Consider the following 24,609-nt stretch of genomic DNA (forward strand, 5'->3'; position numbering starts at 1 on the left):
CAGGCAAGCACGCCGCCGAGCGGAACGAACCGTCCGCGGACGGCCGGCAGTGACCCCTCGCCGCGCTCTGTGAGCAGGAAGGGCCAGAAGAAGAACCGGAAGCAGGCTGCTGAACCCGCGCGGGTGACGTCGTCGGACGCCCCCGGTCTCGTGGAGCGCACCTGGGTCACGGACACCGGCACTGTGGAGCTGCAGCAGGACACGTACGTGCCTGGCGCGTGGGTGCTGCGCGTGAACGGGGTGCCGTCCTCGCACATCGTTCCGGACCACCCGGAGCAGCTGGAGTTCGAGTACATGCGCTGGTTCTCCGCGGTGGCCGAGGAGCACGTCTCTTCCCGCCTGGATCCCACCGCGCTACGCGTGCTGCACCTGGGCGGTGGCGCGTGCTCGATGGCCCGCTACCTCGCGTGGCGCTACCCGCAGGCGCGGCAGGTGGTCGTGGAGCTCGACGCCGCCCTCGCCCGCCTGGTGCGCGAGTGGCTGGACCTGCCCCGCGCGCCCCTGCTGCGGATCCGGGCGGGGGAGGCCCGCGCGGTGACCGAGTCCCTCTCTGAGGGGTCACGGGACCTGGTGATCCGCGATGTTTTCGCCGGTGAGCAGACGCCTGGGCACCTGCGCACACTGGAGTTCGCGCACCACGTGGACCGGGTGATGGCCCCGCAGGGGCTCTACCTGCTCAACGTGGGGGACACCCGCAACCTCAAGGGGACGCGCGCGGAGATCGCGGCGCTGCTGGAGGTCTTCGAGCACGTGGCCGCCGTGGCGGACGCCGCGATGCTCAAGGGCCGCCGCTACGGCAACGTGGTGCTCGCCGCTTCCCACGCACCGCTGCCGCAGGCCGGTTCCGCCGACGCCGCCGCGCTGGCCCGCGAGCTGCTCGTCGGTTCCCTGCCGGCCCAGTACAAGGACACCGCGTGGTGCCGCGAACTGGCCGCCGGCACCCAGCCGTGGCACGACAAGCCGGCGGACCCGGTGCCCGAGGGGCCGGTGGCGGGCGGGGACGACGCCGCGTAGCGCCGTCGTCGTCAGGGAACGGGCGTCAGGCCGCCCAGCCCTCGATGACGCCCACGCCGAAGAACATCACGAAGGCCAGCGCCACCACGTACATCAGCGGGTGGATGTCTTTTGCGCGGCCCTGGACGAGACGGATGAAGACGTAGGAGACGAAGCCCGCGCCGATGCCGTCCGCGATGGAGTAGGTGAACGGCATGACGGCGAAGGTGAGGAAAGAGGGCACGGCCACGCCCCAGTCCTGCCAGTCGATGTCGACGACGTTGCGGGCCATCAGGAAGCCCACGACGACCATGGCGGGGGCCACGGCCTCGAACGGGACCAGGCTGACCAGTGGCGTCAGGAACATCGCAGCCAGGAACAGTGCGCCCGTGACGACGTTCGCGAGACCCGTGCGGGCGCCGTCGGCGATGCCCGTGGAGGACTCCACGAAGATCTGGTTGGAGGACGCGGACCCGGCGCCACCGGCAACGGCACCCAGCGCGTCCACGAGCAGCACACGGTCCACGTGCTCGATCTGGCCGTCCTCGGCCACAAGACCGGCCTGCTGGGAGAGCCCGACCATCGTGCCCATCGCGTCGAAGAACACGGACAGCAGGATGGTGAAGATCAGCAGCAGGCAGGAGATCGCCCCGAGCTGCTGGAACGCCTCCAGGGGCGCCGCCGAGCCGATCAGGGAGAGGTCCGGGAGGCCGAAGAACCCGTCCGGAGTGGCGGGCACCACGAGCGACCAGCCGTGCGCGTTCTCGGTGGAGGATCCCGAGGGTGCCACCGCCTCCAGCACGTGCGCCAGGACGGTGGTGAGCACCACCGAGATCAGGATTCCGCCCTTCACGTTGCGCACCATCAGCGCGACGGTCAGCAGCAGCCCCACCACGAAGGTCAGAGTGGGCCACCCGAAGAGCTGGCCCCCGCTGCCCAGCTGCACGGGCACGGTGGTCCCGGCGGCGTCCGGCATGCGGCGCACGAACCCGGCGTTGACAAAGCCGATCAGGGCGATGAACAGCCCGATGCCCACCACGATGGCCGTCTTCAGCGACGCCGGCACCGCGTTGAACACGGCGGTGCGGAAGCCGGTGAGCACCAGCACCACCATGATCACGCCGGCCCAGATCACCAGGCCCATCACCTCGGGCCACGTGAGCCCTGGGTTGGTGGCGATGGTGACGGCGAGGAACGCGTTTACGCCCAGCCCCGCGGCCATGCCGAACGGGGACCGGGCCCACACGCCCATGACGATGGTCATCACGCCGGCCACCAGGGCCGTCACGGCGGCCACCCGCGCGCCACCCAGGGTGTTGCCCGCCGCGTCCTGGCCGTAGCCGAGTACCAGCGGGTTGAGCACCACGATGTAGCTCATGGCGATGAACGTGGCCACGCCACCGCGGACCTCCCGGCCCACAGTGGAACCGCGCCGGGTGATGGAGAAGAAGCGGTCCAGCCCGCCTCGGGGCTCGCTGCGCTGAGCGGGCGGGGTGGATGACGACATAGGGATCCTCACGGGTGGGCGCGTTCGGGCGCCGAACGGGACGGGTGGGGGATGTTTGTGTAGAAATACTACGACGACGCCGCCCGCGTACCGTGCTGCCCCGCCGGTTCCGCAGGGCGGGGCGCGCATGTGGTGCGGGCGGCCACGCGAGCTCCTCCGCGTGGTTAGGCAAGACTGACCCGCGTTCACTACCGTTGATCCCAGTCCCTGCCAGCACGCGGGATCCGTATGCGCGTCGAAAGGAATCACCACCGTGACAACCCCCAGCTCCCGCCCGCTCCGCGTGGCCGTGATCGGTGCAGGCCCCGCCGGCATCTACGCCGCGGACATGATCACCAAGACCGAGGCGGTGCGCGAGGGTGAGATCGAGGTCAGCGTGGACCTCTTCGACCGCTACCCCACCCCCTTCGGCCTCATCCGCTACGGGGTGGCCCCGGACCACCCCCGCATCAAGGGGATCGTCACCGCGCTGCGCTCGATCCTCAGCCGCGGGGACATCCGCTTCTTCGGCAACGTGGAGTACGGCCGGGACATCACCCTGGGTGAGTTCCTGACCCACTACGACGCCGTCATCTTCGCCACCGGCGCCGTCAACGACGCCCCGCTGGACATTCCCGGCGCGGACCTGGACGGCTCCTACGGCGCCGCCCGCTTCGTCGCCTGGTACGACGGGCACCCGGACTACCCCCGCACCTGGCCGCTGGAGGCCAAGGAGATCGCGGTCATCGGCAACGGCAACGTGGCCCTGGACGTTGCGCGGGTGCTGTCCAAGCACGCCGAGGACATGCTTGTCACCGAGATCCCGGAGAACGTGTACGAGGGGCTGCGCAAGTCCCCGGTCACAGACGTGCACATCTTCGGCCGCCGCGGCCCCGCGCAGATCAAGTTCACGCCCCTGGAGCTGCGCGAGCTCGCGAAGTCCCGTGACGTGGACATCGTGGTCTACGACGAGGACTTCCAGTTCGACGAGGCCTCCGAGAAGGCCATGGCGGAGAACAACCAGACCAAGGTCATGATGAAGACCCTGCAGAAGTGGCGCGAGGACGACTCGCCCAAGACGGCCTCCCGCCGGCTGCACCTGCACTTCCTGCAGACCCCGGAGGAGATCCTCGGGGACGAGAACGGCAAGGTGCGGGCCATCCGCATGGAGCGCACCCGCCTCAACGGGGACGCCTCCGTCACGGGCACCGGAGAGTACACGCAGTACCCGGTGCAGGCTGTCTACCACGCGATCGGCTACCTGGGCTCGCCGCTGCCCGAGCTGCCCTTCGACCCCGAGCGCGGGGTGATCCTCAACGAGGAGGGCCGCGTGGTGGACGCCGACGGCGCCCCGCTGCCCGGCGTGTACGCCACCGGCTGGATCAAGCGCGGACCGGTGGGCCTGATCGGTGCCACCAAGTCGGACGCGCTGGAGACCGTGAACCACCTGATCGAGGACCACGCTTCCCTGGCGGACCCCGAGAACCCCGAGCCCGAGGCCGTGGTGGCGCTGCTCAAGGAGAAGGGCGTGCCCTACACCACGTGGGAGGGCTGGCTCACCCTCGACGAGCACGAGCAGGGCCTCGGCCAGGCCTCGCAGGACGCCCAGGGCAACCCGCGCGAACGCGTGAAGGTCGTGGAGCGCGACGAGATGGTGGCGGTCTCCCGCGGAGCTGTCCAGCAGTAGCGCCCATCGGGTCGTCCTCCCCTCCCCTGCACGCCGTTGGGCCGCCGCCTGCCCAGGCGCGCAGTGGGATCGGGTTGTGTGTCCTTGAGTGACGTGACGCATAGGCCTCAGCTCCCTCAGCCGTAGCGTGGCCTGGACCGGACAGCTACGACAGGAGTGTTTCCCATGGCCCCGATTTCCCTCCACTGGTTCCTCCCCACCGCGTCGGATTCCCGCGGCATTGTGGGCGGAGGCCACGGGGCGAGCATTCAGGCCACGGAGACCCTGCGTGGACCGCGTCTGCCCTATTTGGTGCAGGTGGCGCAGGCGGCGGAATACAACGGTTTCGAATCCGTGCTCTCGCCCACGGGCCTGTGGTGCCAGGACGCCTGGTTGACCACGGCCGCCATCTCCCAGCACACGGAAAGACTCAAGTTCCTCGTGGCGTTGCGTCCCGGAGCCATGTCCCCCACCCTGGCGGCCCAGATGGCGGCCACGTACCAGGACCTCACGGGGGGACGGCTCAACGTCAACGTGGTGGCCGGTGGGGAGTCCACCGAGCAGCGCGCCTTCGGAGACTTCCTGGACAAAGACGGTCGCTACGCTCGGACCGGAGAGTTCCTGGACATCGTGTCCCGCCTGTGGGATCACGAGCCACCCTTCGACTACCGAGGTGAGCACCTCGCCGTGGAGCAGGCCAGGCTGGACTTCCCGCCTGCGCCCCGTCCGCAGGTGTACTTCGGGGGTTCCTCCGCAGCTGCGGCCACCGTGGCTGCGGAACACGCGGATGTCTTCCTCACGTGGGGTGAACCACCGCAACAGGCAAAGGAGAAGATCGACCGGATCCGTGAACTCGCAAGGGCACGCGGACGCAGCGTGCGCTTTGGCATCCGTCTGCACACCATTTCGCGGGAGACGTCGGCTCAGGCATGGGCGGTGGCCGAGGGCATGCTCGCGGGCGTGGACGAACGGATGATCCAGGAGCAGCAGGAAGCGCTGCGCCGTTCAGAGTCCGAGGGGCAGCGCCGGATGCTGGATCTGCACGGTGGTTCCGCAACCAAGTTGCAGGTCCACCCCGGCCTGTGGGCAGGAGTGGGCCTGCTGCGTGGTGGAGCGGGGACGGCCATGGTGGGGTCCCACCGGGAGGTGGCCGACCTCATCGCGGAGTATGTTGCCGCGGGCATCGACGAGTTCGTGCTCTCCGGATACCCGTGCCTCGAGGAGGCCTACTGGTTCGGCGAGGGCGTCCGTCCGCTCCTCCAAGCCGACGGTCTGCTCTGAGCAGTGCAGGCTCCGCGCAGGGGCGGAACGAGCGGGCATCAGAGTCCCAGCAGCCTCCGGAGGTGGGGGTTGAGCAGGGTGCCCTGGGGGTCCATGGCGGCGCGCAGGGTGAGGAACTCGTCCCACTGGGTGTAGAGGGGCGCGAGTTCCTCGGCGGTGCGGGTGTGCAGCGTGCCCCAGTGGGGGCGGCCGCCGTGGTCCACGAGGATCTGCTCGGCGGCGGTGAGGAAGGTCTGGCTGGGGCGCCGGCCGTACTGGCGCAGGTTGATCCACCCCGTGTACCGGCCTCCCGCGGGGGAGAGGTGCCCCTGGTCCGGCGGGGAGCAGCGCACGGTCATGGGGAACGCGAGGTCGTACACGTGCGCGTCCACCAGGGTGCGCAGCTCCCGCACCGCGGAGGCGGTGGCCTCCAGCGGCAGGGCGTACTCGGTGGCCACGTAGCGCACCGGGCGGGCCACCGTGAACACGCGGTAGGACACGTCCGTGTAGCGCCGGGAGCTCTCCGCGAGGGACTCGATCCGGTTGAGCCGGCCCACCGCGCGCGGGATCAGGTTCCCGACGCGGCCCAGCCCGGCGGTCAGGGAGGTGCGCAGGACGGCGTCGTCCGCGCGGCGCAGCGCGCGGGAGATGGGCGAGGCGGGGCGCGTGTAGGTGTCCGGGAGGCGGTGCAGCCGGCTCAGGATGCGGGTGTGGGCCACGGTGGTGCCCGGCATCCACGAGAACTCGAAGTGGTCCGCGCCGGACATCCGCTCCTGCATGGTGTCCAGCAGGGATCCGATCGGCTCGCGGAACTCGGCGCAGTGCAGCCGGAAGGCGTTGACGCACTGGAACGTCACGGAGACCACCACGCCCAGCACGCCCAGGTTCACCCGGGCGGCGTCGAGCAGCTCGGGGCGGTGGGTCTCGGAGCAGGAGATCAGCTCGCCCTCCGGGGTCGCGAGGCTCAGCCCGATCACCTGCCCACCCAGGGACGGCTGGCCCAGCCCGGTGCCGTGGGTGCCCGTGGCCAGCGCCCCGCCCACGCTCATGTGCGAGGAGTCCGGGAGGTTGGCCAGCGCCAGCCCGTGCTGCTCCAGGACCACGTTCAGCTCCTGCAGGGTGGTCCCGGCGAACACGGTGACCTGCTGGCGGTCCTCGTCCACGGACACCAGACCCTTGAGCGCGGAGGTGTCCAGCAGCACGCCCCCGGTGGGGACCAGCGGGGAGCAGCTGTGCCCGGACCCGGCGGGGCGCACCGCCACGCCCTGCGAGGCGGCCTCCTGGAGAACCTCCAGCACCTGGTCCGAGTCCGTGGGGCGCACGGTCACGGCCGGCTCGATGCTGAGGTTGCCGCCCCACGACCGCCACGTGCCGCCCCTGACCTGCGCCGTCATGGTGGGGTGCTCGGATCTTGCGCTCACGGTTCGCCTCCGTTCCGGGGGTTCGGCCCCTCGATGTCGTCCTCCGGGACGCGCTGCGCGGAGCACGCCCGGGGCGCGTCCATCATCTCACCGCCTCCGCGGTGCGGGGGAGCACGCGACTAGGCTGGAACCAGGACATCCTGCCCAGGGAGGGAGCACCATGAACGCACGTGAGGCCGAGATCGTCGTGGGTGTGGACGGTTCCGAGCAGAGCCTGGCCGCCCTGCACTGGGCCGCCCGGGAGGCCCACCGCCGCGGGGCGCCGCTGCACGTGGTGACCGCCTACTCGGTGCCGATGGTCGGGGGCTCCACCTTCGACGTCGGCTACGCCGCGTTCGACGACGCCGCCATGAACCGCGCCGTGCAGGAGCTCGTGGACGACGCCCGACGCCGCGTGGCAGAGCTGGACGTGGACGTCCGGTCCACGGTCGAGGCCGGGGACCCCTCCGGCGTGCTCGTGGAGCTGAGCAGGGACGCGCAGCTGCTGGTGCTGGGCTCCCGAGGCCGGGGCGGTCTGATCGGACGTCTACTGGGCTCGGTCTCAACGGCCGTTCCCGCGCACGCGCACTGCCCCGTGGGGATCATCCCCCTCCAGTGGGGCACCGAGTACCGGCTCCACGAGAACGTGAGCCGTCACGGAGCTTTCGTGGACGGTGTGACCGTGGGCTCCGACGGCTCCGAGCGGGCCAGTGCCGCCATGCTGTGGGCCGCGGAGGAGGCCGAGCAGCTCGGTGTGCCGCTGACCGTGGTGTGCGCCGCACCCTCCGAGTCCGGGTCCTCGGTGTGGCTGCCCTCCCCGGTGGACTTCGACGACCTCCGCGGACAGGTCCAGAACGCGCTGGCCGCCAGTGTCGAGTGGTTGCGCGGGCACTTCCCGGACCTTGACGTCACTGGCGTGCTCGCAGACGGGTCCCCCATCCACGTGCTCGTGGAGCGTTCCGCGCAGAACCAGCTGGTGGTCACCGGAACCCGCGGGCGCGGCGGTTTCACCGGGATGCTGCTGGGCTCCACGTCCCAGGGCGTGCTGCACAACTGCGTGGGCCCGGCCATGATCGTCCCGTGCTTCGAGGACCCCCGGTTGGAGGACCGCCCGGACCTGGGCATCTGAGAGTCGCCGCCGGCCGGGCAGAGAGCCGGCGTGCGCGGCCGTCTCAGGGCCCCGCTGCGGTTTCCGCAGGCTCACGGCCCGTTTGTGAAAGAGGGCACCTTCCCTCTAAGCTACTGACGGTCCATCGTCCGAGGGGTGTCGTGTCACCGCTCGGAGGAGGTTCTGGCCCCCATCGTCTAGCGGCCTAGGACACCGCCCTTTCACGGCGGCGGCACGGGTTCGAATCCCGTTGGGGGTACGTTTTCCCACGGGGCTCCTGCGGGGAGCTGATTTGCACAGTGAGTCGGTTGTCCTGGTAAGATCTTCTCTCGTTGGAAACAATCAAGGCCCTGTAGCGCAGTTGGTTAGCGCGCCGCCCTGTCACGGCGGAGGTCGCGGGTTCAAGTCCCGTCAGGGTCGCTCAGGCGGCGATGAAAAGGCAACTTTTCGCGCCGTCGCGGCATATCACCGAGGGTTTCACCCCGGCGTGTGCCTGGCTCTGTAGCTCAGTTGGTAGAGCGTACGACTGAAAATCGTAAGGTCACCGGATCGACGCCGGTCGGAGCCACTGAACCCTCGCGTGGCTTCTACACGCGGGGGTTCTTCTCATTCCCGGCCACATCTGCCAGCCACCCCACCCTCAGCCTGCGCGGAGGTTCGCGCCCTAGCGTGTGGTTCACCGGACCCGCCCCGTCGCCGAACCTGGCGGACGCGCATGGGCGGGCTTCTGGGCAGCGGGAACGTGGGAAAGGACCGGGCATGGACCAGCGAGCGCGAGCGCTGTGCGCGGGTGCGGCGGCACTCGTCGTCGCCGCCCTGGTGAGCGGGTGCAGCGTCCACAGGGACCAGGCCACGACCATCGATCTGGTCCCTGCATCCTCCTCGCCCTCTCCCTCCGCCGCGGCGGCGACCCCCCAGGGGCACGCGGACACCACCGCCTGCTTCGACGTGGCCGAGGCCTACAGCGGGCTGGAGCTGCTACCACTCACGGACCAGGACGGCGACGGGGACGACAGGGACGACGACGCCCTCGTCCAGGCTAGAGATTCCCTCACCTCGGCGCGGGCGCACCTCCCGGGGGCCGTGCGCCCGGCGTTCGACGACGTCCAATCCATCCTCGGCGACGCTGGCAACACCCTCCAGCCCCGCGAGGCCGTGCGGCTGCACCGGGCCCTGGAACCCGCGGAGTCATGGCTGCAGGCCAACTGCGCGAGCACGCCGTCCGGCTGAGCCGCGCCCCTGCCCTCCGCTCGCCGCCTTCGAGACGCCGCACCCGGCTTGGGCGCAGGTCTGCCGCGCATGCGAACGGCCGGGCGGAGGGGACACCTCCTGCCCGGCCGTGCGCGCCGCGTCAGCCGCTCAGAGCTTGAGCCACACTGCGCTGTCCACGCTCAGGCGGTCACCCACCACGGCGTCCTGACCGCTCGCGAGCAGCAGCTCGCCGCGGGAGAGCTCCTCGAAGCCCACGGCGGACTCGCCCAGGTTGGCGGCCACCAGGACGTCCCCATCAGCGCGAGGGAGCACGTACGCGAGAACGCCCTGCTCGTCCTCGCTCAGCGGATGCCATGCGAAGCCGGTGGCGCCCAGACCCAGCTCGTGACGCAGCCGCAGGGCCCTCCGGTAGAGGTTCAGGGTGGATTGCGGATCACCGAGCTGGTGGTCCACCGTGATCTCGGCGAAGGACTCCGGCTGGGGCAGCCACGGAGCGGGGCCGAAACCCAGCCCCTCGCCCACGGGAGACCAGGGGAGAGGCACGCGAGCGCCGTCGCGACCCAGCTCCGCGCCCAGGCTGCGGTGGAACGTGGGGTCCTGGCGGGCGTCGTCGGGCAGCTCGGTGTGCTCCGGCAGGCCCAGCTCGTCCCCCTGGTACACGTACGCCGACCCCGGCAGGGACAGCTCCACGAGTGCGGCGGCCCGGGCCCTGCGCAGGCCCTGGTCGTGGTGGGGCTGCTCGTCCTGCGCGCCGATGCCGTTCGGGTACGCGGTGCGCGAGCTCAGGCCGTAGCGGGAGGGGTGACGGACCGTGTCGTGGTTGGACAGCACCCACGTGCACGGCGCACCCACCTCGGCGTTCGCGCGCAGGGAGGTCTCGATGGTGTCCCGCATGCGGTCCCGGTGCCACCCGGCCACCAGGAAGTCGAAGTTGAACGCCTGCTGCGCCTCGTCCTCCCGCACGTAGCGGGCCAGCCGCGACGCCGGGCCCACCCACGCCTCCACCACCAGCATCCGCTCACCCGGGTACTCCTGCAGCACACGGTTCCAGTCCCGGTAGATCTCGTGCACACCGTCCTGGTCGAAGTACGGGCCGGTGTCCATGGTCTTGGTGGGGGCGGCCTCCTCGGCGTCGGCTGCGGGGGCGGCGGCGCCCTCGGCGCTGCCGGCCGCGAGGTCACCCTGCTCGACCCCGACCGTCTCAGGGCCGAGCGCCGCGGCATCGTCGTTCCCGGAATCCACGGTCGACGCCGAGGCGACGTCTGTGGGGCGGGTGGCCGCGGCGTCGTCGTCCTCGGCGGCGTCCGTGCCCTCGACCATGTGGACCTGCTCGTCCCAGTCCGGCAGGCCATCCGCCTTGATCATTCCGTGGGCCACATCCACCCGGAAGCCGTCCGCACCGCGGTCCAGCCAGAAGCGCAGGATCGCGCGGAACTCCTCCCAGACCTCCGGGTTCTCCCAGTTCAGGTCCGGCTGCGAAGAGTCGAAGAGGTGCAGGTACCACTGCCCGTCCGGCACGCGGGACCACGCGGCGCCGCCGAAGAGGGACTTCCAGTTGTTGGGCGGCAGCTCGCCGTTCTCGCCGGTGCCCTCGCGGAACATGTAGCGCTCGCGCTCGGGTGAGCCCGGGCCGGCGGCGAGAGCGGCCTGGAACCACTCGTGGTCCTCGGAGGTGTGGTTGGGGACCAGGTCCACGATGATCTTCAGGCCCAGCCGGTGGGCCTCCTCGCGCATGCGGTCGAAGTCCTCGAGGGAGCCGAAGCGCGGATCGACGGTGCGGTAGTCCGCGACGTCGTACCCGGCGTCGTGCTGCGGCGAGAGGTAGAAGGGGGAGAGCCAGACGGCGTCCACGCCCAGGTCCTTGAGGTACGGCAGCTTCTCGGTGACACCGCCGAGGTCACCCATGCCGTCCCCGTTGGAGTCCTTGAAGGAGCGGGGATACACCTGGTAGATGACGGCGTCGCGCCACCACTCGGAACCGGCCGGGGCTGAGAAAACTGTTTGCGAAGAAGACACGTCCCCCAGGCTACGCCGCGGCCCCGCCCACCCTCACGTGCATGTGCTCCGCTGATGCAGATCGAGGGGTCTCAAAGCGCATTTGCTCCGTCAAAGCAGCGGGTGGGGTGCGCGTGGCGGGCGACGGCGGCTGTGGACCACGTCTCCTGTCTCCCCTTGCGAGCATCTACAGTCCGAGCACGGGGCCGTGCCAGCAGCATCTCGTGGGGGTTCCCCGTCGAGCGTCATGTGGTCACCACCGCGGAGACGGGCAGCCGGGCCTCGCAATTCGTGAAGAATCCTCAGATCCAGCGCCTCGCGCGGGGGCTCTGGATGCTTCGAAGGGAACCGTTGACGCTTTCTGAGGGGGCGCTGCTGCGGCAGAAGCACCTCGCGGGGCCGGATTCGGGGCCTCTGGTGAGCGGTGTGAGCGCACTCGATCTGATGCGCATGCCGGTGGGCGGAACGGATCCGTGGGTGGAGGTGGCACTCGGACGTGGCCGTTCTGCGAGTGTTCTGACCCGGAGGAGCGCGAACAGCGAGGGGCTCGCGGCGACCGGGCAGCGGGTGGAGCTGCTCTGGACCACACACCGGATCCAGTCCCAGCGGGACAGCGTGCGGATCGCGGAGTCCCGTTGGTTCGCCGCTCTTCCCGGACCGTGGGAAACGCAGATCGTGCATCCGCTGGAGGTCCTGGCGCGCCTGGCAGGACGCGCGTGTGGCGGTGGAGTTCAACGGCGCCGTCCACGCCAGGGAGGTCGCGCAGTACCGTGACGAGATGCACCGGATCTCGCTGCTGCGGGATGCAGGGTGGGACGTCTCGCTGCTCACCGGGGACGACCTGCGCTCACCAGCCCGCCGGGACACATGGGTGAATCGTGTGCGACGGGGCCTGTCCTGGAGCAGAAGCACCCCAGCCCGTGCGACGCGTCACCCCTCCTCCCCATGTGCCCGCCGCCGGCCTCCTGCAAAAACTGAGCTAATGCCAATTTCCGGGCCGGATTTTGCACTAGGGGGCAAACGCGGGGGGGNGTCGGACACGTCCCGGGGGCTCTCGTCGGGCTGGATCCGGTCCGCCACCGAACCGTAGTCCAGGCAGAGCAGGGAGTCGGGGCTGAACGCATCCAGCCAGCGTCCGAGGCGGGTGAGGTCCTGCGCGAACGCGGCGGCCTGCTGCGCCTCTTCGGGGACGTCTCCGACCTCGTCGGACGGGCCCGCCCCGGAAGGATTCTCACCGGACGGATCCTCCCTGGACAGGTCCTCGCCGGCCGGGCCCCGGGCGGCCCCGGAGGAGCGTGGCATCCGCGTGACGGATCGGGCGGCGTCCTCCACGGCCCGGGCGGCCCCAGCCACCCGGGCCGCGGCGGTGTCCGCGGGGACTATCAACCGGTGCACCTCGTGGCCCGAGTGGTGGGAGGACACGTGGTCCTCGGGCTCGAACGCGGCGAACCACGCGAGGGGCACCACGTAGGCGGACTCCCGCGTGTAGACGGGCAGGAACGCCTCACGAGAAGTGGCCTTGGCGGCCGCCTCAACCTGTTTCTCGGGAACGAGCAGGGGGAGCAGCTGGGCGCTGTTCTCGTCCTCGGCGGCGGTGAACAGGCGCAGGGAGCGTCGAAGCCGCTGGGCGGGGTGGAAGACCGGGAAGTCCCCCCCACGGCCCGAGGCCACACGCCGCGCCCCGGCCGGTGCGGTGGAGAACGGCATGGTCCACAGCGGTTCGTGTGCGGGCGGAAGCAGGGGCTGGGTGGTGTCGGCGAGCCGGGCGAGCTGCTCGGAGAACTCGTGCACCCCGGCCGTGAACGGGTCCATGGCGCGGGGGATGCCAGGGGCGTAGGCCGCGTCGAGCTCCTGCTGGGGCACGTAGATCCGCAGGACGAAGCGGATGGGTGAACCGGTGACGCTGCGGTACGCGCTGCCCACGTTGAGGAGGGGCACGGTCAGTCGATCTCGATCACGACGGGTGCGTGGTCGGACGCGCCCTTGCCCTTGCGCTCGTCACGGTCGATCCACGCGTCCGTCACCCGAGCGGCCAGGGCGGGGGAGCACAGCTGGAAGTCGATGCGCATGCCCTCTTTCTTGGGGAAGCGCAGCTGTGTGTAGTCCCAGTAGGTGTAGACACCGGGGCCGGGATGGCGGGGCCGGACTACGTCCTGGTAGCCGGCGTCCTCGACAAACGCGTTGAACGCCGCGCGTTCCGGCTCGCTGACGTGCGTGTATCCGCCGTCCTTGAAGAGCTGGATGTCCCACACGTCCTCGTCCCGCGGGGCCACGTTCCAGTCGCCCACCAGGGCGATCTGCGCGTCCGGATCGTCCTGCACCCACTGCCTGGCGTGGCCCTCGAGCACCCGCAGCCACTCGAGCTTGTACGGCATGTGGGGATCCTCCAGCCCGCGCCCGTTGGGCACGTAGAGGGACCAGATCCGCACGCCGTCGCACGTGGCGGCGATCGCCCGGGCCTCCTGGGCGGGCTCCTGGCCGGGCTTGCCGAACGTGGGCTGGTCAGGGAAGGTTCGCTCCACGTCCTTGAGCCCCACGCGGGAGGCGATGGCGACGCCGTTCCACTGGTTCACGCCGAAGTGCGCCACCTCGTAGCCCGCGAACTCGAAGAGCTCCCACGGGAAGTTCTCGTCCTTGGCCTTGGTCTCCTGGATGGCCAGGACGTCCACGTCCGAACGGTCGAGCCACGCCTCGATGCGGTCGGCGCGGGCACGGATGGAGTTCACGTTCCACGTGGCGATTCTCATGCTCCCCACGGTAGCCACCCGCGCGGGCCCTGAGAAACCAGCCGTGCGACGTCGTCGTCGGGAGGGCCGCGCACCCTCGGATCCAGGACGACTCCCAGGCGGCGCCCCCGAAACCGTGGTGGCTGCGGGGTGAGCGGCACTACTGTGGCGTCATGAACGCAATGCGGGCGCTAGCCGAGATCAGGGAACGTCGGATCATCCTCAAGGCCGCGGGAGTGGGGGCGGCCTCGCTGCTCGGGGCGCAGGCCGTGGTGGTTGCGTCCCTCGTGGGCGTCGACTGGTTCAAGCAGCGCGGGCGCAAGCAGCGCGATGCGCCGCGCCCCGGCACGTTCCAGGCCCACGTGGAGGACTCGGACATCACCATCTACACCTCGGGTGAGACGGTCTACGACCACATGCTGGAGTCCATCGAGGACGCCAAGGAGTCGGTCTACCTGGAGACCTTCATCTGGAGGGGCGACCAGATGGGCCAGCGCTTCCTGGACGCCGTCAACCGGGCGGCCGAGCGGGGCGTGAAGGTCTTCGTGATCTACGACGGGTTCGCGAACACCGTGGTGCCGCACTCGTTCTACCGGTTCTCCGAGAAGGTGGACGTCTTCCGCGTCCCCGCGGTGCGGCGTCCGTTCTGGAAGGGCCCCCTGCGCTTCTCGGGGCTGTGCCACTCGAAGATCCTGGTGGTGGACGACAACATCGGCTTCGTGGGCGGCTTCAACATCGGCTCGATGTACTCCCGGCACTGGCGCGACACCCACATCCGGGAGATCGGCCCGGCGGTGTGGGGACTGCGCAACGCCATCGCTGCCGTGTGGAACGAGCACCGCGCCCCGGAGCACGCGATCGAGTGGATCCCGCCCAAGAACTGGGATCCGGAGGTGCGCGTCTCGCCGAACCTCCCCATCCAGCTGGTGTATCCCATCCGCGGCATGTACTTGAGCGCGATCGAGCGGGCCAGGGACCACATCTGGATCAACACCCCGTACTTCGTGCCGGACCAGCAGATCCTGGACACGCTCCTGGCCGCCGCCCGCCGCGGTGTGGACGTGCGGATCATGGTGCCCAAGGACTCGAACCACATCGTGGCGGACTGGGTCTCCCGGGGCTTCTACGGCCAGCTGCTGGAGGCCGGGGTGACCATCCTGCTGTATGCGGCGTGCATGATCCACTCCAAGACCGCCACGATCGACGGCGAGTGGTCCACCGTGGGCACCGCCAACCTGGACCGGCTCTCCCTGTCCTTCAACTACGAGACCAACGTGGAGATCGTGGACAAGGACTTCGCCGCGGAGATGGAGAAGGTCTTCCTCTCGGACAGCACACACTGCGACGAGCTGACCTCGCCGGCGTGGCGTGACCGCCACCCCATGGCGCGGGTGGCCGAGGTGGTGCTCGCGCCGCTGCGGCCCCTGATGTGATCCGGGAGACCTGAGGGGACGACGCCGCCGCGTTCCGGCACCCACGCCGGTCGCCTCGTCGCCGGGGCCCGATCTGCGCCTCCACCCGGGCCTCCACCCGGAGCCAGGATCCGCCTGCTCGTCTCCGCACGACGCCGCCGCGCCCCACGAACGGGGCGCGGCGGCGTCGTCCTGCCCGGCTCAGACCTGCGAGAGGTGACCGCGCAGCGTGGTGGCGGTGTACTCGGTGCGGAACAGGCCGCGGCGCTGCAGCTCCGGGACCACGAGGTCCACGAAATCGGCGAGGGAGTCCGGCTGCACGGGCGGCATGAGGTTGAAGCCGTCCGCACCACCCTTCTCCAGCCACTCCTGCATCTGGTCGGCGATGCTCTGCGGCGTGCCCACCATGGTGCAGTGCCCGCCGCCGGCGGCCAGGCGCCCGAGCAGCTGCCGGACGGTGGGGTTCTCGGCCTCGACGATGCGCAGGATGGTGCCGTAGCGCCCCTGCGGACCGGTGAACTTCTCCAGGGGCGGCAGCGGGGGAACGGGCGCGTCCAGCTCCCACTGGGAGCAGTCCTGCTCCACGAACGTGGAGAGCTGCGCGAGGGACTGCTCCACGGGCAGCAGCCGGTCCACGCGGTCCTGCTTGGCGAGGGCCTCCTCGTGGGTGCGGCCCACGTAGGTGACCAGCCCGGGCATCACGGCCACGGACTCCGGATCGCGGCCGGCCCGCGCGACCTCCGCCTTGACCGAGGAGTAGTACTCCTGGGCGGCCGGGAGGTCGTAGGCCACGGCGTAGATCCCCTCCGCGTAGTCCCCGGCCAGGGCCTTGCCGGGCCCGGACGCACCGGCCTGGAACAGCACCGGCTCGCCCTGCGGGGAGCGCGGGACCGTGAGGGGTCCGTCCACCAGGAAGTGGCGGCCCTCGTGGTCCAGGCGGTGCAGCTTGGAGGGGTCCGCCCACTGGCCCTCGGGGTCCGCGGTGACGGCGTCTTCGTCCCAGCTGGCCCACAGGGCGCGGGCCACCTGCACGAACTCGCGGGCGCGCTCGTAGCGCTCGTCCTTGGGCGGCATGGCCCGGTAGCCGTGGTTGCGGGCTTCCGCATCCCACATGGAGGTCACCACGTTCCAGCCCGCCCGGCCGCCCGAGATGTGGTCCAGGGATGCGAGCATCCGGGCCGCGTGGAACGGGGCGAAGAACGTGGAAGAGACCGTGCACACCAGGCCGATGCGCTCGGTGGCGCGCGCCATCGCGGACAGCGCGGACAGCGCGGTCAGCGGTTCGAGCGACCAGTGGGGTCCGCCGGACACGTCGCCCACGCTGTGGCCGTCCGCGAAGAACACGGCGTCGAACAGGCCGCGCTCGGCGGTCTGCGCGAGCTCCTCGTAGTAGGTGATGTCCGTGAGGCGGTGCACCGAGGAGTTCGGGGCGCGCCACGCGGCCTGGTGGTGGCCGGCGCCGTCGAGGAACGCGTTGAGGTGGAGGCGGCGGGCCGGTGCGGTCGTGGGCGACGACGCCGCAGCGGCCGTCCCGAGCGTCGGCCCGGCTTCGGGGGTGGTTGCCGACGCCGCGCCCCCGGCAGGTGCCGTGTGCGCGGGACCGGGCTGGGCGGCGTCGTCGTGCGGAGAGGGGGCGGCCATGTCAGTCCATCACCAGCCCGCCGTCGACCACCAGGTTCTGGCCGGTGACCCCGCGGGACCAGTCCGAGGCGAAGAACAGGGCAGTGTCCGCGAACTCCTCGGGGGTGGTCACGCGGCCCAGGGGAGTGCCGGCGGCAATGAAGTCGAAGACCTCGTCCGGGGTGGCGGCGCTCGCGTCCGTGATGCGCAGCAGGCCGCCGGAAATCATGTTCACCGTGATGCCCTGCGGGCCCAGATCCTTGGCGGCGGTGCGGGTGAGGGAGAGCAGGGCGGCCTTCGCGGCGGTGTAGTCGTGGTAGGGGACCACCGGGTTCTGGAAGAGGTTGGTGCCGATGTTGATAATGCGCCCCTCACCGGCCTCCGCCATGCCCGGGGTGACCGCCTGCATCACGTTGAGGGCACCCACCACGGCGCCCTCGAACTGCTGGGTCAGGTTCTCCGCAGTGAGGGTGTCCAGGGTGGGGCGGGCATCGCCGTTGAAGCTGAAGTCCACCAGGGCGTTGTTCACGGCCACCGTGATCGGTGCGCCGAAGTGCTCCCGGGCGCGGGCGACCATGTCCCGCACCTGCTGGGCGTCGGTCACATCCGCCTGGACCGCGAGTGCCCTGCCCTCGCCCAATTCACTGACCAGTGCCCGGGCGCGGTCCTCGCTCGAGTGGTAGTTCACGACGACGCGCGCACCCTCCCGCGCGTACGCCCGGCTGAGGTGCTCCCCGAGCCCGCGGGCTCCCCCGGTGACCAGGACAATGGTGTTCTCGATCCGCATGCTCACTCCTGTGGCTCACGGCGAAGAAAGCGGTGCGCCACCTGCGCGGTGCCACCGTGACATCCCTTCGCCAGTACTAACTGGACAGGTTCGACGGGTGTCATCTCAGCCGCTGCGGTCCTCTGTCTGCCCGCCCGGTGGGCGGGGAGGGTGGCGGCACCCCGTGTCACTGGTGGCCAGTGTAGACGGAGCCGCTCAGCCTCATGGCAGCCGCCCCGCGTGCGCCGCCCAAAAGCGCACTGCTACCCTTGCTGGCTGGTGTGCCGGGAAGTCTGGTCGGCGGTAATGAGCGTGATGCCCGTCGACACTGGAGTGATCCATGCCCCCGCACCACCGCACCACCCCTGCCCACGTTGAGCCCGGAACCCCGGGAACCGTGGTGCAGGCAGAACCCTCCGGCTTCGTCTCGGAGCCCGGTTTCTTCAACCATCCTGAGCCCCCGTGCGAGCCCGACCACCCCTCGGGCGGCCTCTTCTCCCGCCTCCAGGACGTCCTGCGCCGCGAGACCGTGGCCGGCATCCTCCTGGTGGTCGCCGCCGTCCTCGCCATCGTCTGGGCCAACTCGCCCTTCGTGGAGAGCTACTTCGCCCTCCGGGACCTGAAGGTCGGCTACGAGCCGTGGCACCTGGACCTCAGCCTGGGGACGTGGGCCGCGGACGGGCTGCTCGCCGTGTTCTTCTTCCTCGTGGGCCTGGAGCTCAAGCGCGAGTTCGTCGCGGGTGATCTGCGGGACCTCGGGAAGGCGGCGGTGCCGATCGCGGCGGCCGTGGGCGGCGTCGTCGTCCCGGCTCTGATCTACGCGGGCGTTAACCTCGGCAGCCCCGAGACCCTGGGCGGCTGGGCGATCCCCACCGCCACGGACATCGCGTTCGCGGTGGCCGTCCTCGCGATCGTGGGCTCGCACCTGCCCAGCGCGCTCCGCCTGTTCCTGCTGACGCTCGCGGTGGTGGACGACCTGCTCGCCATCACCATCATCGCGGTCTTCTACACCGACGAGGTGCACGTGCTCCCGCTGCTCCTCGCGCTCGTCCCGCTGGCCGTGTTCGGGCTGCTGGCGCACCGCTTCCCCCGCTTCTTCGCGCACCGCACGTGGGCCGCGTGGGCGATCCTGGTGCCGCCAGCCGTGATTACGTGGGCCCTGGTCCACGAGGCCGGGATCCACGCCACGGTCGCCGGCGTGCTGCTCGGCTTCGCCGTTCCCGTCATGGGGGCCAGGGCCTCCGGGGAGCCCGTGGAGCTCGCCGAGCACCTGGAGCACCGCGTCCGGCCCCTGTCCGCCGGGTTCGCGGTGCCGGTCTTCGCGTTCTTCTCCACGGGCGTCGCGGTGGGCGGCTGGGACGGATTGACGACGGCGCTCGCCGCCCCCGTCACGCTCGGCATCATCGCGGGCCTCGTCCTGGGCAAGCCGCTGGGCATCATCGCCGCCACGTGGCTCACCACCGTGCTCACCGGACGGAAGCTGGACCCGTCCTACCGGTGGATCGACCTGGTGGGGATTGCGCTGCTGGCCGGGATCGGGTTCACGGTGTCCCTGCTGATCGCGGAGCTCAGCTTCGACCCGTCCGCAGCCGCCGGGGACCAGGCCAAGGTGGCCGTGCTGACCGCCTCGGTCCTGGCGGCCGTGCTGGCCGGCGGTGTGCTGGCGGTCCGCAACCGCCGCTACCGCAGCGCGTCACCCCGGGTGTTCGGGAACGACGCCGCAGAGGCGTAGGTATCGGGGCCGGGGAGGCATCCGCACAGGGAAACCTTCACGGCGGGCGACCGGCGGGAACGTTCGTGGCACGTGCTGAGGGCCCGCATGACTGGGGCCCCCAGTGAGTGACGCCGCCGGGCACAACCCGCTCGGCGTCGTCGGGGCTGAACGGGAGCGGGCTCAGCCCTCCCGCCACCACGCATCCGCCGGGGTCACCGGGACCGTGCGCTTGTGGCGGGTGCGCAGGAACGTGCTTTCGATCTTGCGGGCCACCTCCTCGGGGACGTCCTTGCCCTCGAGGAAGTCGTCGATGTCCTCGTACGTGAGGCCCAGCTCGTCCTCGTCCGTGCGGCCGGGGTTGTCGTTGAGCAGGTCCGCGGTGGGGACCTTCCCGACCAGCTGCTCCGAGGCTCCCAGGTACTCCAGCAGCTGCCGGTTCTGCCGCTTGTTCAGCCCGGCCAGCGGCAGGAGGTCCGCGCCGCCGTCCCCGAACTTGGTGAAGAACCCGGTGATGGACTCCGCCGCGTGGTCCGTGCCGATCACCAGCAGGTTGTGGTCCCCGCCCACCGCGTACTGCGCGGTCATGCGCACGCGGGCCTTGGTGTTGCCGCGTGTGAAGTCGCTGAGCTGCTCACCGGTGGCGGCGGCGTAGGCGGCCTCGAACCCGTCGACGGCCGGCGCGACGTCATACGTGACCACCCGGTCCGGCTCGATGAAGGCGAGGGCGGCCTGGGCGTCGTCCTCGTCCTGCTGGGTGCGGTACGGCAGGCGCATGGCCACGAACTCCGCAGGGATCTCGTCCTCGCGCAGCTTCTCCACGGCCAGCTGCGCGAGCCGACCCGCGAGCGTGGAGTCCACGCCGCCGCTGATGCCCAGCACGAAGCCCCTGGTGTGCGTCGCCTGGAGGTAGTCGCACAGGAAGTCGACGCGCCGCGCTGCCTCCGTCTCCGGGTCGATCCGCGGGGCCACCCCGAGTTCGGCGATGATCTGTGCCTGAAATTCACGCATGCCGCCATGCTAGCGACCGCGTGTTTCCGGCACGTCACGTCCCACTCCCCCCCCCCCGCAGATGACGACGACGCCGCACGTGCGCCTGCTCCGACGCGCGCCAGGCACGGGGCGGTGTGAGGCGGGGCACGGCGGGGTCGTGAGATGCTGGTCACATGACTGAGAACACCTACGACACCATCCTGGTCCGCCGCGAGGGACGCGTGGGCGTGATTGCGCTGAACCGCCCCAAGGCGCTGAACGCGCTGAACGAGCAGACCATGACCGAGCTCGTGGCGGCCGCCACCGACCTGGACCGCGATCCGGAGATCGGCGCGATCGTCCTCACCGGCTCTGAGAAGGCGTTCGCCGCGGGTGCTGACATCAAGGAGATGGGCTCCAAGACCGGTTCGGACATGTACCGCGAGGACTTCTTCTCCGCGTGGGACACCTTCGCCCGGCTGCGCACGCCGAAGATCGCGGCGGTCGCGGGCTACGCCCTGGGCGGTGGCTGCGAGGCGGCCATGATGTGCGACATGATCATCGCCGCGGACACCGCCAAGTTCGGGCAGCCGGAGATCACCCTGGGCGTCATCCCCGGTATGGGCGGCACGCAGCGGCTCACCCGTGCGGTGGGCAAGGCCAAGGCGATGGACCTCATTCTCACCGGCCGCCAGATGGACGCCGAGGAGGCGGAACGCTCCGGACTCGTCTCCCGAGTGGTCCCCGCCGACTCCCTCATGGACACCGCGCTCGAGGTCGCCACGACGATCGCCGGCATGTCCAAGCCGGTGGCACAGCACGCCGTGGAGACGGTGAACACCGCGTACGAGACCACCCTGGCCGCCGGCCTGCAGTACGAGCGCCGCGTGTTCCACGGGCTGTTCTCCACTGCGGACCAGAAGGAGGGCATGGCGGCCTTCACGGAGAAGCGGAAGCCGAACTTCTCCCACGAGTGAGCACCAGAGGTGCACCGCGCGGGGTGGTGCACCACCCGGTGACACTCATCGACGGCGCCGTTCCGGGGGAGGCCCGGGAGCGGCGCTGTCGTGCTGCCCGGCGGCGGTCGCAACAACGGAGCAGATGCAGAAATTGAGCGGTTCTGGTGCGTTTGCTCCGTTCTTGCGCGGGGGTGGAGGCGAGATGTGGGCGGTTTTCCGGGGGCGTGCACCAACGGAGCAAACGTCGACATCCGGGCCGTTGCGTGCACTTGCTCCGCCAGTCAGCATCGGAAGGGCGCCAGGCCGACTCCGTGAGCCCGTGACCACGGACTGTCCCCGCATCTGCGGTCCTCTTCGTACCTATGACCCGCAGCTGCGGATAGGGTGTGTCCATGACCTTCCTCCGCGTGGCCCGGGCGGCCACCTTCCTGGGCGTCAGCGACGACACCGTGCGGCGGTGGATCGAGCAGGGCGCGCTCACCGGGCACAAGAACTCTGCGGGGCACACCGTGGTGGACGGGGCGCAGCTCGCGCAGCTTGCCCGCCGCAATGCCGTGAGCCCCGAGGACCCCGCGAAGGTGGGCAGCTCGGCCCGGAACAGGCTGGTGGGACTGGTGACCGCGGTGAAGTCCGACCCCGTGATGTCCCAGGTGGAGCTGCAGTGCGGTCCGCACCGGATCGTGTCCCTCATGAGCACGGAGGCGGTGGAGGACCTCGGGCTCGAACCGGGATCCGTGGCCACTGCCGTGGTGAAGTCCACCGCGGTGATCGTGGAGACGGAGGGGCGCAAGTGATGGCGCGCGCAGAGCGGAAGACACCGGGCACCGCGGGTAAACGCCGACTCACGGCCCTCGTGGCCGCTGCGGGTCTGGGTGCCCTGGTGCTCACCGGCTGCGGTGGGCAGAGCGGGGCAGGTGACGCATCGGCGTCGTCCTCGGAGGCCGGGGGCGGGGACAAGACCCTGCGGGTGTCCGCGGCGGCGTCCCTGACCCAGTCCTTCGACCAGTTGTCCGACGAGTTCGAGAAGGACCACCCCGGCGTGCACGTGGACGTGAACTACGGCGGATCCTCGGGGCTCGTGCAGCAGCTCACCGAGGGCGCACCCGCGGACGTGTTCGCCTCCGCGGACCAGAAGAACATGAAGAAGCTCACGGACGCGGACCTCGCCCAGGGGGAGCCGAAGATCTTCGCGACCAACGTGCTGACCCTCGTGGTGCCCAAGGACAACCCGGCGGGGATCACGAGCGTCCAGGACGTGCTGGATAAGAAGGTCAAGCTCGTCACGTGCGCGCCCGAGGTGCCGTGCGGCGCCGCCACGCAGAAGGTGGAGAAGGCCAACGGTGTGGAGCTCAAGCCCGTGAGCCAGGAGAACGCCGTGACGGACGTGCTCGGCAAGGTCACCAGCGGCCAGGCGGACGCCGGGATCGTGTACGTCACGGATGCCAAGGCTGCCGGGGACAAGGTCACCACTATCGAGATCCCCAAGACGGACGAGGCGATCAACAAGTACCCGATCGTGGCACTGAACAAGTCCGAGCAGCCGGAGCTCGCCGCGCAGTTCGTGGACCTGGTCACGGGTGAGCGCGGGCAGAAGGTGCTGAAGGACGCGGGCTTCGGCACCCCGTGACGCGCGGCTTCTCCGCCACCCCGCGGTGGGTGCTGCTCCCGGCGGGCGTGGGTGCCCTGCTGATCCTGTTTCCCCTGGTGGGGATGCTGCTGCGCATCGACTGGGCGCACCTGGGGGAGCTGCTCACGAGTGAGTCCTCGCTCGCCGCGCTGTGGCTGAGCCTGCGCACGGCGGTGGTCTCCACCGTGCTGTCCGTGGTCCTGGGTTGCCCGCTGGCCCTGGTGCTGGCGCGGTCCACGGCCCGGGGCCTCACCGTGTTCCGGTCGCTGGTGCTGCTTCCGCTCGTGCTGCCCCCGGTGGTGGGCGGCATCGCGCTGCTCTACACGTTCGGGCGCATGGGATTCCTGGGGCGTCCCCTGGGCGCACTGGGGGTGGACATCGCGTTCTCCACCACGGCGGTGGTGCTCGCGCAGACCTTCGTGGCACTTCCGTTCCTTGTGGTCTCACTGGAGGGCGCACTGCGCACCACGGGCACCCGCTACGAGCAGATCGCCGCTGGCCTGGGCGCCTCGCCCACGCGCACGCTCTTCCGCGTGACGCTGCCCGTCACCCTGCCCGCCGTGCTCTCCGGCGCCGCGCTGTCCTTCGCGCGCTGCCTGGGCGAGTTCGGCGCCACCCTCACGTTCGCGGGCAGTCTGGAAGGTGTCACCCGCACGCTCCCGCTGGAGATCTACCTGCAGCGCGAGACCGACCCCGACGCGGCCGTGGCCCTCTCACTGCTGCTCGTCCTGGTCGCGCTGCTGGTCGTGAGCCTCAGCGCCCCCGCACGACGACGCCGCGGCGCCGGCTTCCGCGCGAACCTCACCCGGTGGTTCGGGCGGGATGGCGCCGGTGCGCCGAACGGTAAGACCGATCCTGAGCCGCGCGCAGACGCCGCTGCAGCGGCCTCCGCCGAGGGGGTCCCTGCCGCGCCGGCCACGGTCGCAGCTGGCAGTCCGGCGCAGGGGTCCCACAACACCATCGGGCTGCGCGTGGACGTGCTTCACGAGCAGCGGCATGCGGCGGCCGAGTTCACCGTGGAGCCGGGCGACACCGTGGCGCTGCTCGGGCCCAACGGGGTGGGGAAGTCCACGGTGTTCGGCGTGATCGCCGGACTGGTGGCACCGGATCGCGGTGCGGTCCAGGTGGGGGAGCGGTGCGTGGTCCGAGCGGGCACCGGAGCTCGTCCCGTGTGGGTCCCCGCGCACCGTAGGGGGGTGGCCCTCATGGCGCAGGAGCCTCTGTTGTTCCCTCACCTGAGCGTGCTGGACAACGTGGCGTTCGGGCCGCGGGCGAGCGGGGCAGGGAGGGCGGAAGGGCGGCGTCGTGCCCGGGCATGGCTGCGGGAGGTGGGCGCGGAGGAGTTCGTGCAGCGGCGCCCGGACGAGCTCTCGGGAGGGCAGGCGCAGCGGGTCGCGATCGCGCGCGTGCTGGCCGCGGACCCGCGCGTGATCCTGCTGGACGAGCCCATGAGCGCACTGGACGTGGCGGCGCGCCCGCGGATGCGCAAGGTGCTCAAGCGCGTGCTGGCCGGGCGCACCGCGGTGGTCATCACTCACGACGACGCGGACGTCGCCGAGCTCGCGGACGGGGTGGTGCGGATGGATCGGGTCATCCGTGGTGGGAATGGCCGGTCGCACCAGGCTGAGACGACGTAATTCCACCATGACCGGCCCGCCTGTTCCACAGGTCAGGGCCGGTCCTCGTACGTACGGAG

At 70.6% G+C, this 24,609-nt stretch carries 19 protein-coding genes, 3 tRNA genes and 1 riboswitch; of the genes, 14 read left to right on the top strand and 8 right to left on the bottom strand.

All coding sequences use genetic code 11. From position 1 onward, the window contains the following. Window positions 1–69 precede the first annotated feature (69 nt). On the top strand, window positions 70–1,014 hold the full coding sequence (locus ABD264_RS08140; RefSeq protein ID WP_295110534.1) for a spermidine synthase: 945 nt from the start codon (window positions 70–72) through the stop codon (window positions 1,012–1,014). A gap of 25 nt (window positions 1,015–1,039) precedes the next feature. Here the strand turns inward: ABD264_RS08140 and ABD264_RS08145 are convergent, their stop codons facing one another. Beyond that, window positions 1,040–2,500 carry an NCS2 family permease gene (locus ABD264_RS08145; protein ID WP_318545382.1) on the bottom strand — a complete coding sequence of 487 codons (1,461 nt, stop codon included), beginning with the start codon at window positions 2,498–2,500 and terminating at the stop codon, window positions 1,040–1,042. A gap of 244 nt (window positions 2,501–2,744) precedes the next feature. On the opposite strand from ABD264_RS08145, the gene ABD264_RS08150 reads away from it, so the two are divergent. Both ABD264_RS08150 and ABD264_RS08155 read left to right on the top strand, forming a co-directional pair. Continuing rightward, window positions 2,745–4,166 carry an FAD-dependent oxidoreductase gene (locus ABD264_RS08150; protein WP_425554310.1) on the top strand — a complete coding sequence of 474 codons (1,422 nt, stop codon included), beginning with the start codon at window positions 2,745–2,747 and terminating at the stop codon, window positions 4,164–4,166. A gap of 165 nt (window positions 4,167–4,331) precedes the next feature. Continuing rightward, a complete protein-coding gene (locus ABD264_RS08155; RefSeq protein WP_145011853.1) occupies window positions 4,332–5,426 on the top strand; it encodes an LLM class flavin-dependent oxidoreductase in 1,095 nt (364 codons plus the stop codon). A 38-nt stretch (window positions 5,427–5,464) separates the two neighbouring features. Here the strand turns inward: ABD264_RS08155 and ABD264_RS08160 are convergent, their stop codons facing one another. Further along, entirely contained in the window at window positions 5,465–6,826 is a 1,362-nt protein-coding gene (locus ABD264_RS08160) for a D-arabinono-1,4-lactone oxidase (protein ID WP_344205395.1), read from the bottom strand. A gap of 160 nt (window positions 6,827–6,986) precedes the next feature. On the opposite strand from ABD264_RS08160, the gene ABD264_RS08165 reads away from it, so the two are divergent. The 5 genes from ABD264_RS08165 (at window position 6,987) to ABD264_RS08185 (ending at window position 9,143) form a co-directional block, all read left to right on the top strand. Beyond that, window positions 6,987–7,934, top strand: a complete 948-nt coding sequence (locus tag ABD264_RS08165; protein ID WP_344205397.1) for a universal stress protein — start codon at window positions 6,987–6,989, stop codon at window positions 7,932–7,934. Between the two features lie 165 nt (window positions 7,935–8,099). After that, window positions 8,100–8,172, top strand: a tRNA-Glu gene (locus ABD264_RS08170). Window positions 8,173–8,259: 87 nt separating this feature from the next. Continuing rightward, window positions 8,260–8,333, top strand: a tRNA-Asp gene (locus ABD264_RS08175). 75 nt (window positions 8,334–8,408) lie between these two features. Then, window positions 8,409–8,481: transfer RNA gene (locus tag ABD264_RS08180), tRNA-Phe, on the top strand. Between the two features lie 191 nt (window positions 8,482–8,672). Beyond that, complete coding sequence (locus ABD264_RS08185) at window positions 8,673–9,143, top strand: hypothetical protein (RefSeq protein WP_290499890.1); 471 nt, start codon at window positions 8,673–8,675, stop codon at window positions 9,141–9,143. Window positions 9,144–9,272: 129 nt separating this feature from the next. Here ABD264_RS08185 and ABD264_RS08190 read toward each other — a convergent pair whose 3' ends face one another. The 3 genes from ABD264_RS08190 to ABD264_RS08200 form a co-directional block, all read right to left on the bottom strand. Continuing rightward, window positions 9,273–11,141 (bottom strand): glycoside hydrolase family 13 protein, encoded by a 1,869-nt coding sequence (locus ABD264_RS08190; protein ID WP_344205400.1) that lies wholly within the window; start codon window positions 11,139–11,141, stop codon window positions 9,273–9,275. Between the two features lie 909 nt (window positions 11,142–12,050). Continuing rightward, window positions 12,051–13,058, bottom strand: a complete 1,008-nt coding sequence (locus ABD264_RS12505; RefSeq protein WP_344205402.1) for a DUF8083 family protein — start codon at window positions 13,056–13,058, stop codon at window positions 12,051–12,053. A 2-nt stretch (window positions 13,059–13,060) separates the two neighbouring features. Next, the gene (locus ABD264_RS08200) at window positions 13,061–13,867 is read right to left on the bottom strand and encodes an exodeoxyribonuclease III (protein WP_055086002.1); all 807 of its coding nucleotides are present in this window, start codon (window positions 13,865–13,867) and stop codon (window positions 13,061–13,063) included. A gap of 152 nt (window positions 13,868–14,019) precedes the next feature. Between ABD264_RS08200 and ABD264_RS08205 the strand changes: the two genes are divergently transcribed. Beyond that, on the top strand, window positions 14,020–15,279 hold the full coding sequence (locus tag ABD264_RS08205; protein WP_344205405.1) for a phospholipase D-like domain-containing protein: 1,260 nt from the start codon (window positions 14,020–14,022) through the stop codon (window positions 15,277–15,279). A gap of 180 nt (window positions 15,280–15,459) precedes the next feature. On the opposite strand, the gene ABD264_RS08210 is transcribed toward ABD264_RS08205, so the two are convergent. Continuing rightward, window positions 15,460–16,899: an LLM class flavin-dependent oxidoreductase gene (locus ABD264_RS08210; RefSeq protein ID WP_344205407.1), complete on the bottom strand. Its 1,440-nt coding sequence runs from the start codon at window positions 16,897–16,899 to the stop codon at window positions 15,460–15,462. 1 nt (window position 16,900) lies between these two features. After that, entirely contained in the window at window positions 16,901–17,665 is a 765-nt protein-coding gene (locus ABD264_RS08215) for a 3-oxoacyl-ACP reductase (protein WP_144941324.1), read from the bottom strand. 45 nt (window positions 17,666–17,710) lie between these two features. Continuing rightward, a riboswitch (TPP riboswitch) is annotated at window positions 17,711–17,839 on the bottom strand. A 145-nt stretch (window positions 17,840–17,984) separates the two neighbouring features. On the opposite strand from ABD264_RS08215, the gene nhaA reads away from it, so the two are divergent. Then, window positions 17,985–19,376 carry a Na+/H+ antiporter NhaA gene (gene nhaA, locus ABD264_RS08220; protein WP_344205409.1) on the top strand — a complete coding sequence of 464 codons (1,392 nt, stop codon included), beginning with the start codon at window positions 17,985–17,987 and terminating at the stop codon, window positions 19,374–19,376. Window positions 19,377–19,538: 162 nt separating this feature from the next. On the opposite strand, the gene nadE is transcribed toward nhaA, so the two are convergent. Next, window positions 19,539–20,366, bottom strand: a complete 828-nt coding sequence (gene nadE / locus ABD264_RS08225; RefSeq protein WP_344205410.1) for an ammonia-dependent NAD(+) synthetase — start codon at window positions 20,364–20,366, stop codon at window positions 19,539–19,541. Between the two features lie 155 nt (window positions 20,367–20,521). Between nadE and ABD264_RS08230 the strand changes: the two genes are divergently transcribed. The 4 genes from ABD264_RS08230 to ABD264_RS08245 all read left to right on the top strand — a co-directional run bounded on the left by ABD264_RS08230 (window position 20,522) and on the right by ABD264_RS08245 (window position 24,550). Beyond that, window positions 20,522–21,304, top strand: a complete 783-nt coding sequence (locus ABD264_RS08230; protein ID WP_144941316.1) for an enoyl-CoA hydratase — start codon at window positions 20,522–20,524, stop codon at window positions 21,302–21,304. A 374-nt stretch (window positions 21,305–21,678) separates the two neighbouring features. Further along, window positions 21,679–22,080, top strand: a complete 402-nt coding sequence (locus ABD264_RS08235) for a TOBE domain-containing protein (RefSeq protein ID WP_144941314.1) — start codon at window positions 21,679–21,681, stop codon at window positions 22,078–22,080. Further along, the gene (modA, locus tag ABD264_RS08240; protein WP_295108986.1) at window positions 22,080–22,913 is read left to right on the top strand and encodes a molybdate ABC transporter substrate-binding protein; all 834 of its coding nucleotides are present in this window, start codon (window positions 22,080–22,082) and stop codon (window positions 22,911–22,913) included. Before ABD264_RS08235 ends, modA begins: the two co-directional genes overlap by 1 nt. Then, a complete protein-coding gene (locus ABD264_RS08245) occupies window positions 22,910–24,550 on the top strand; it encodes an ABC transporter permease (protein ID WP_303104845.1) in 1,641 nt (546 codons plus the stop codon). The genes modA and ABD264_RS08245 overlap by 4 nt, the downstream gene beginning before the upstream one ends. Window positions 24,551–24,609: the final 59 nt, after the last annotated feature.

The sequence above is a fragment of the Kocuria salsicia genome, assembly GCF_039532055.1.
Lineage (GTDB): Bacteria > Actinomycetota > Actinomycetes > Actinomycetales > Micrococcaceae > Kocuria > Kocuria salsicia.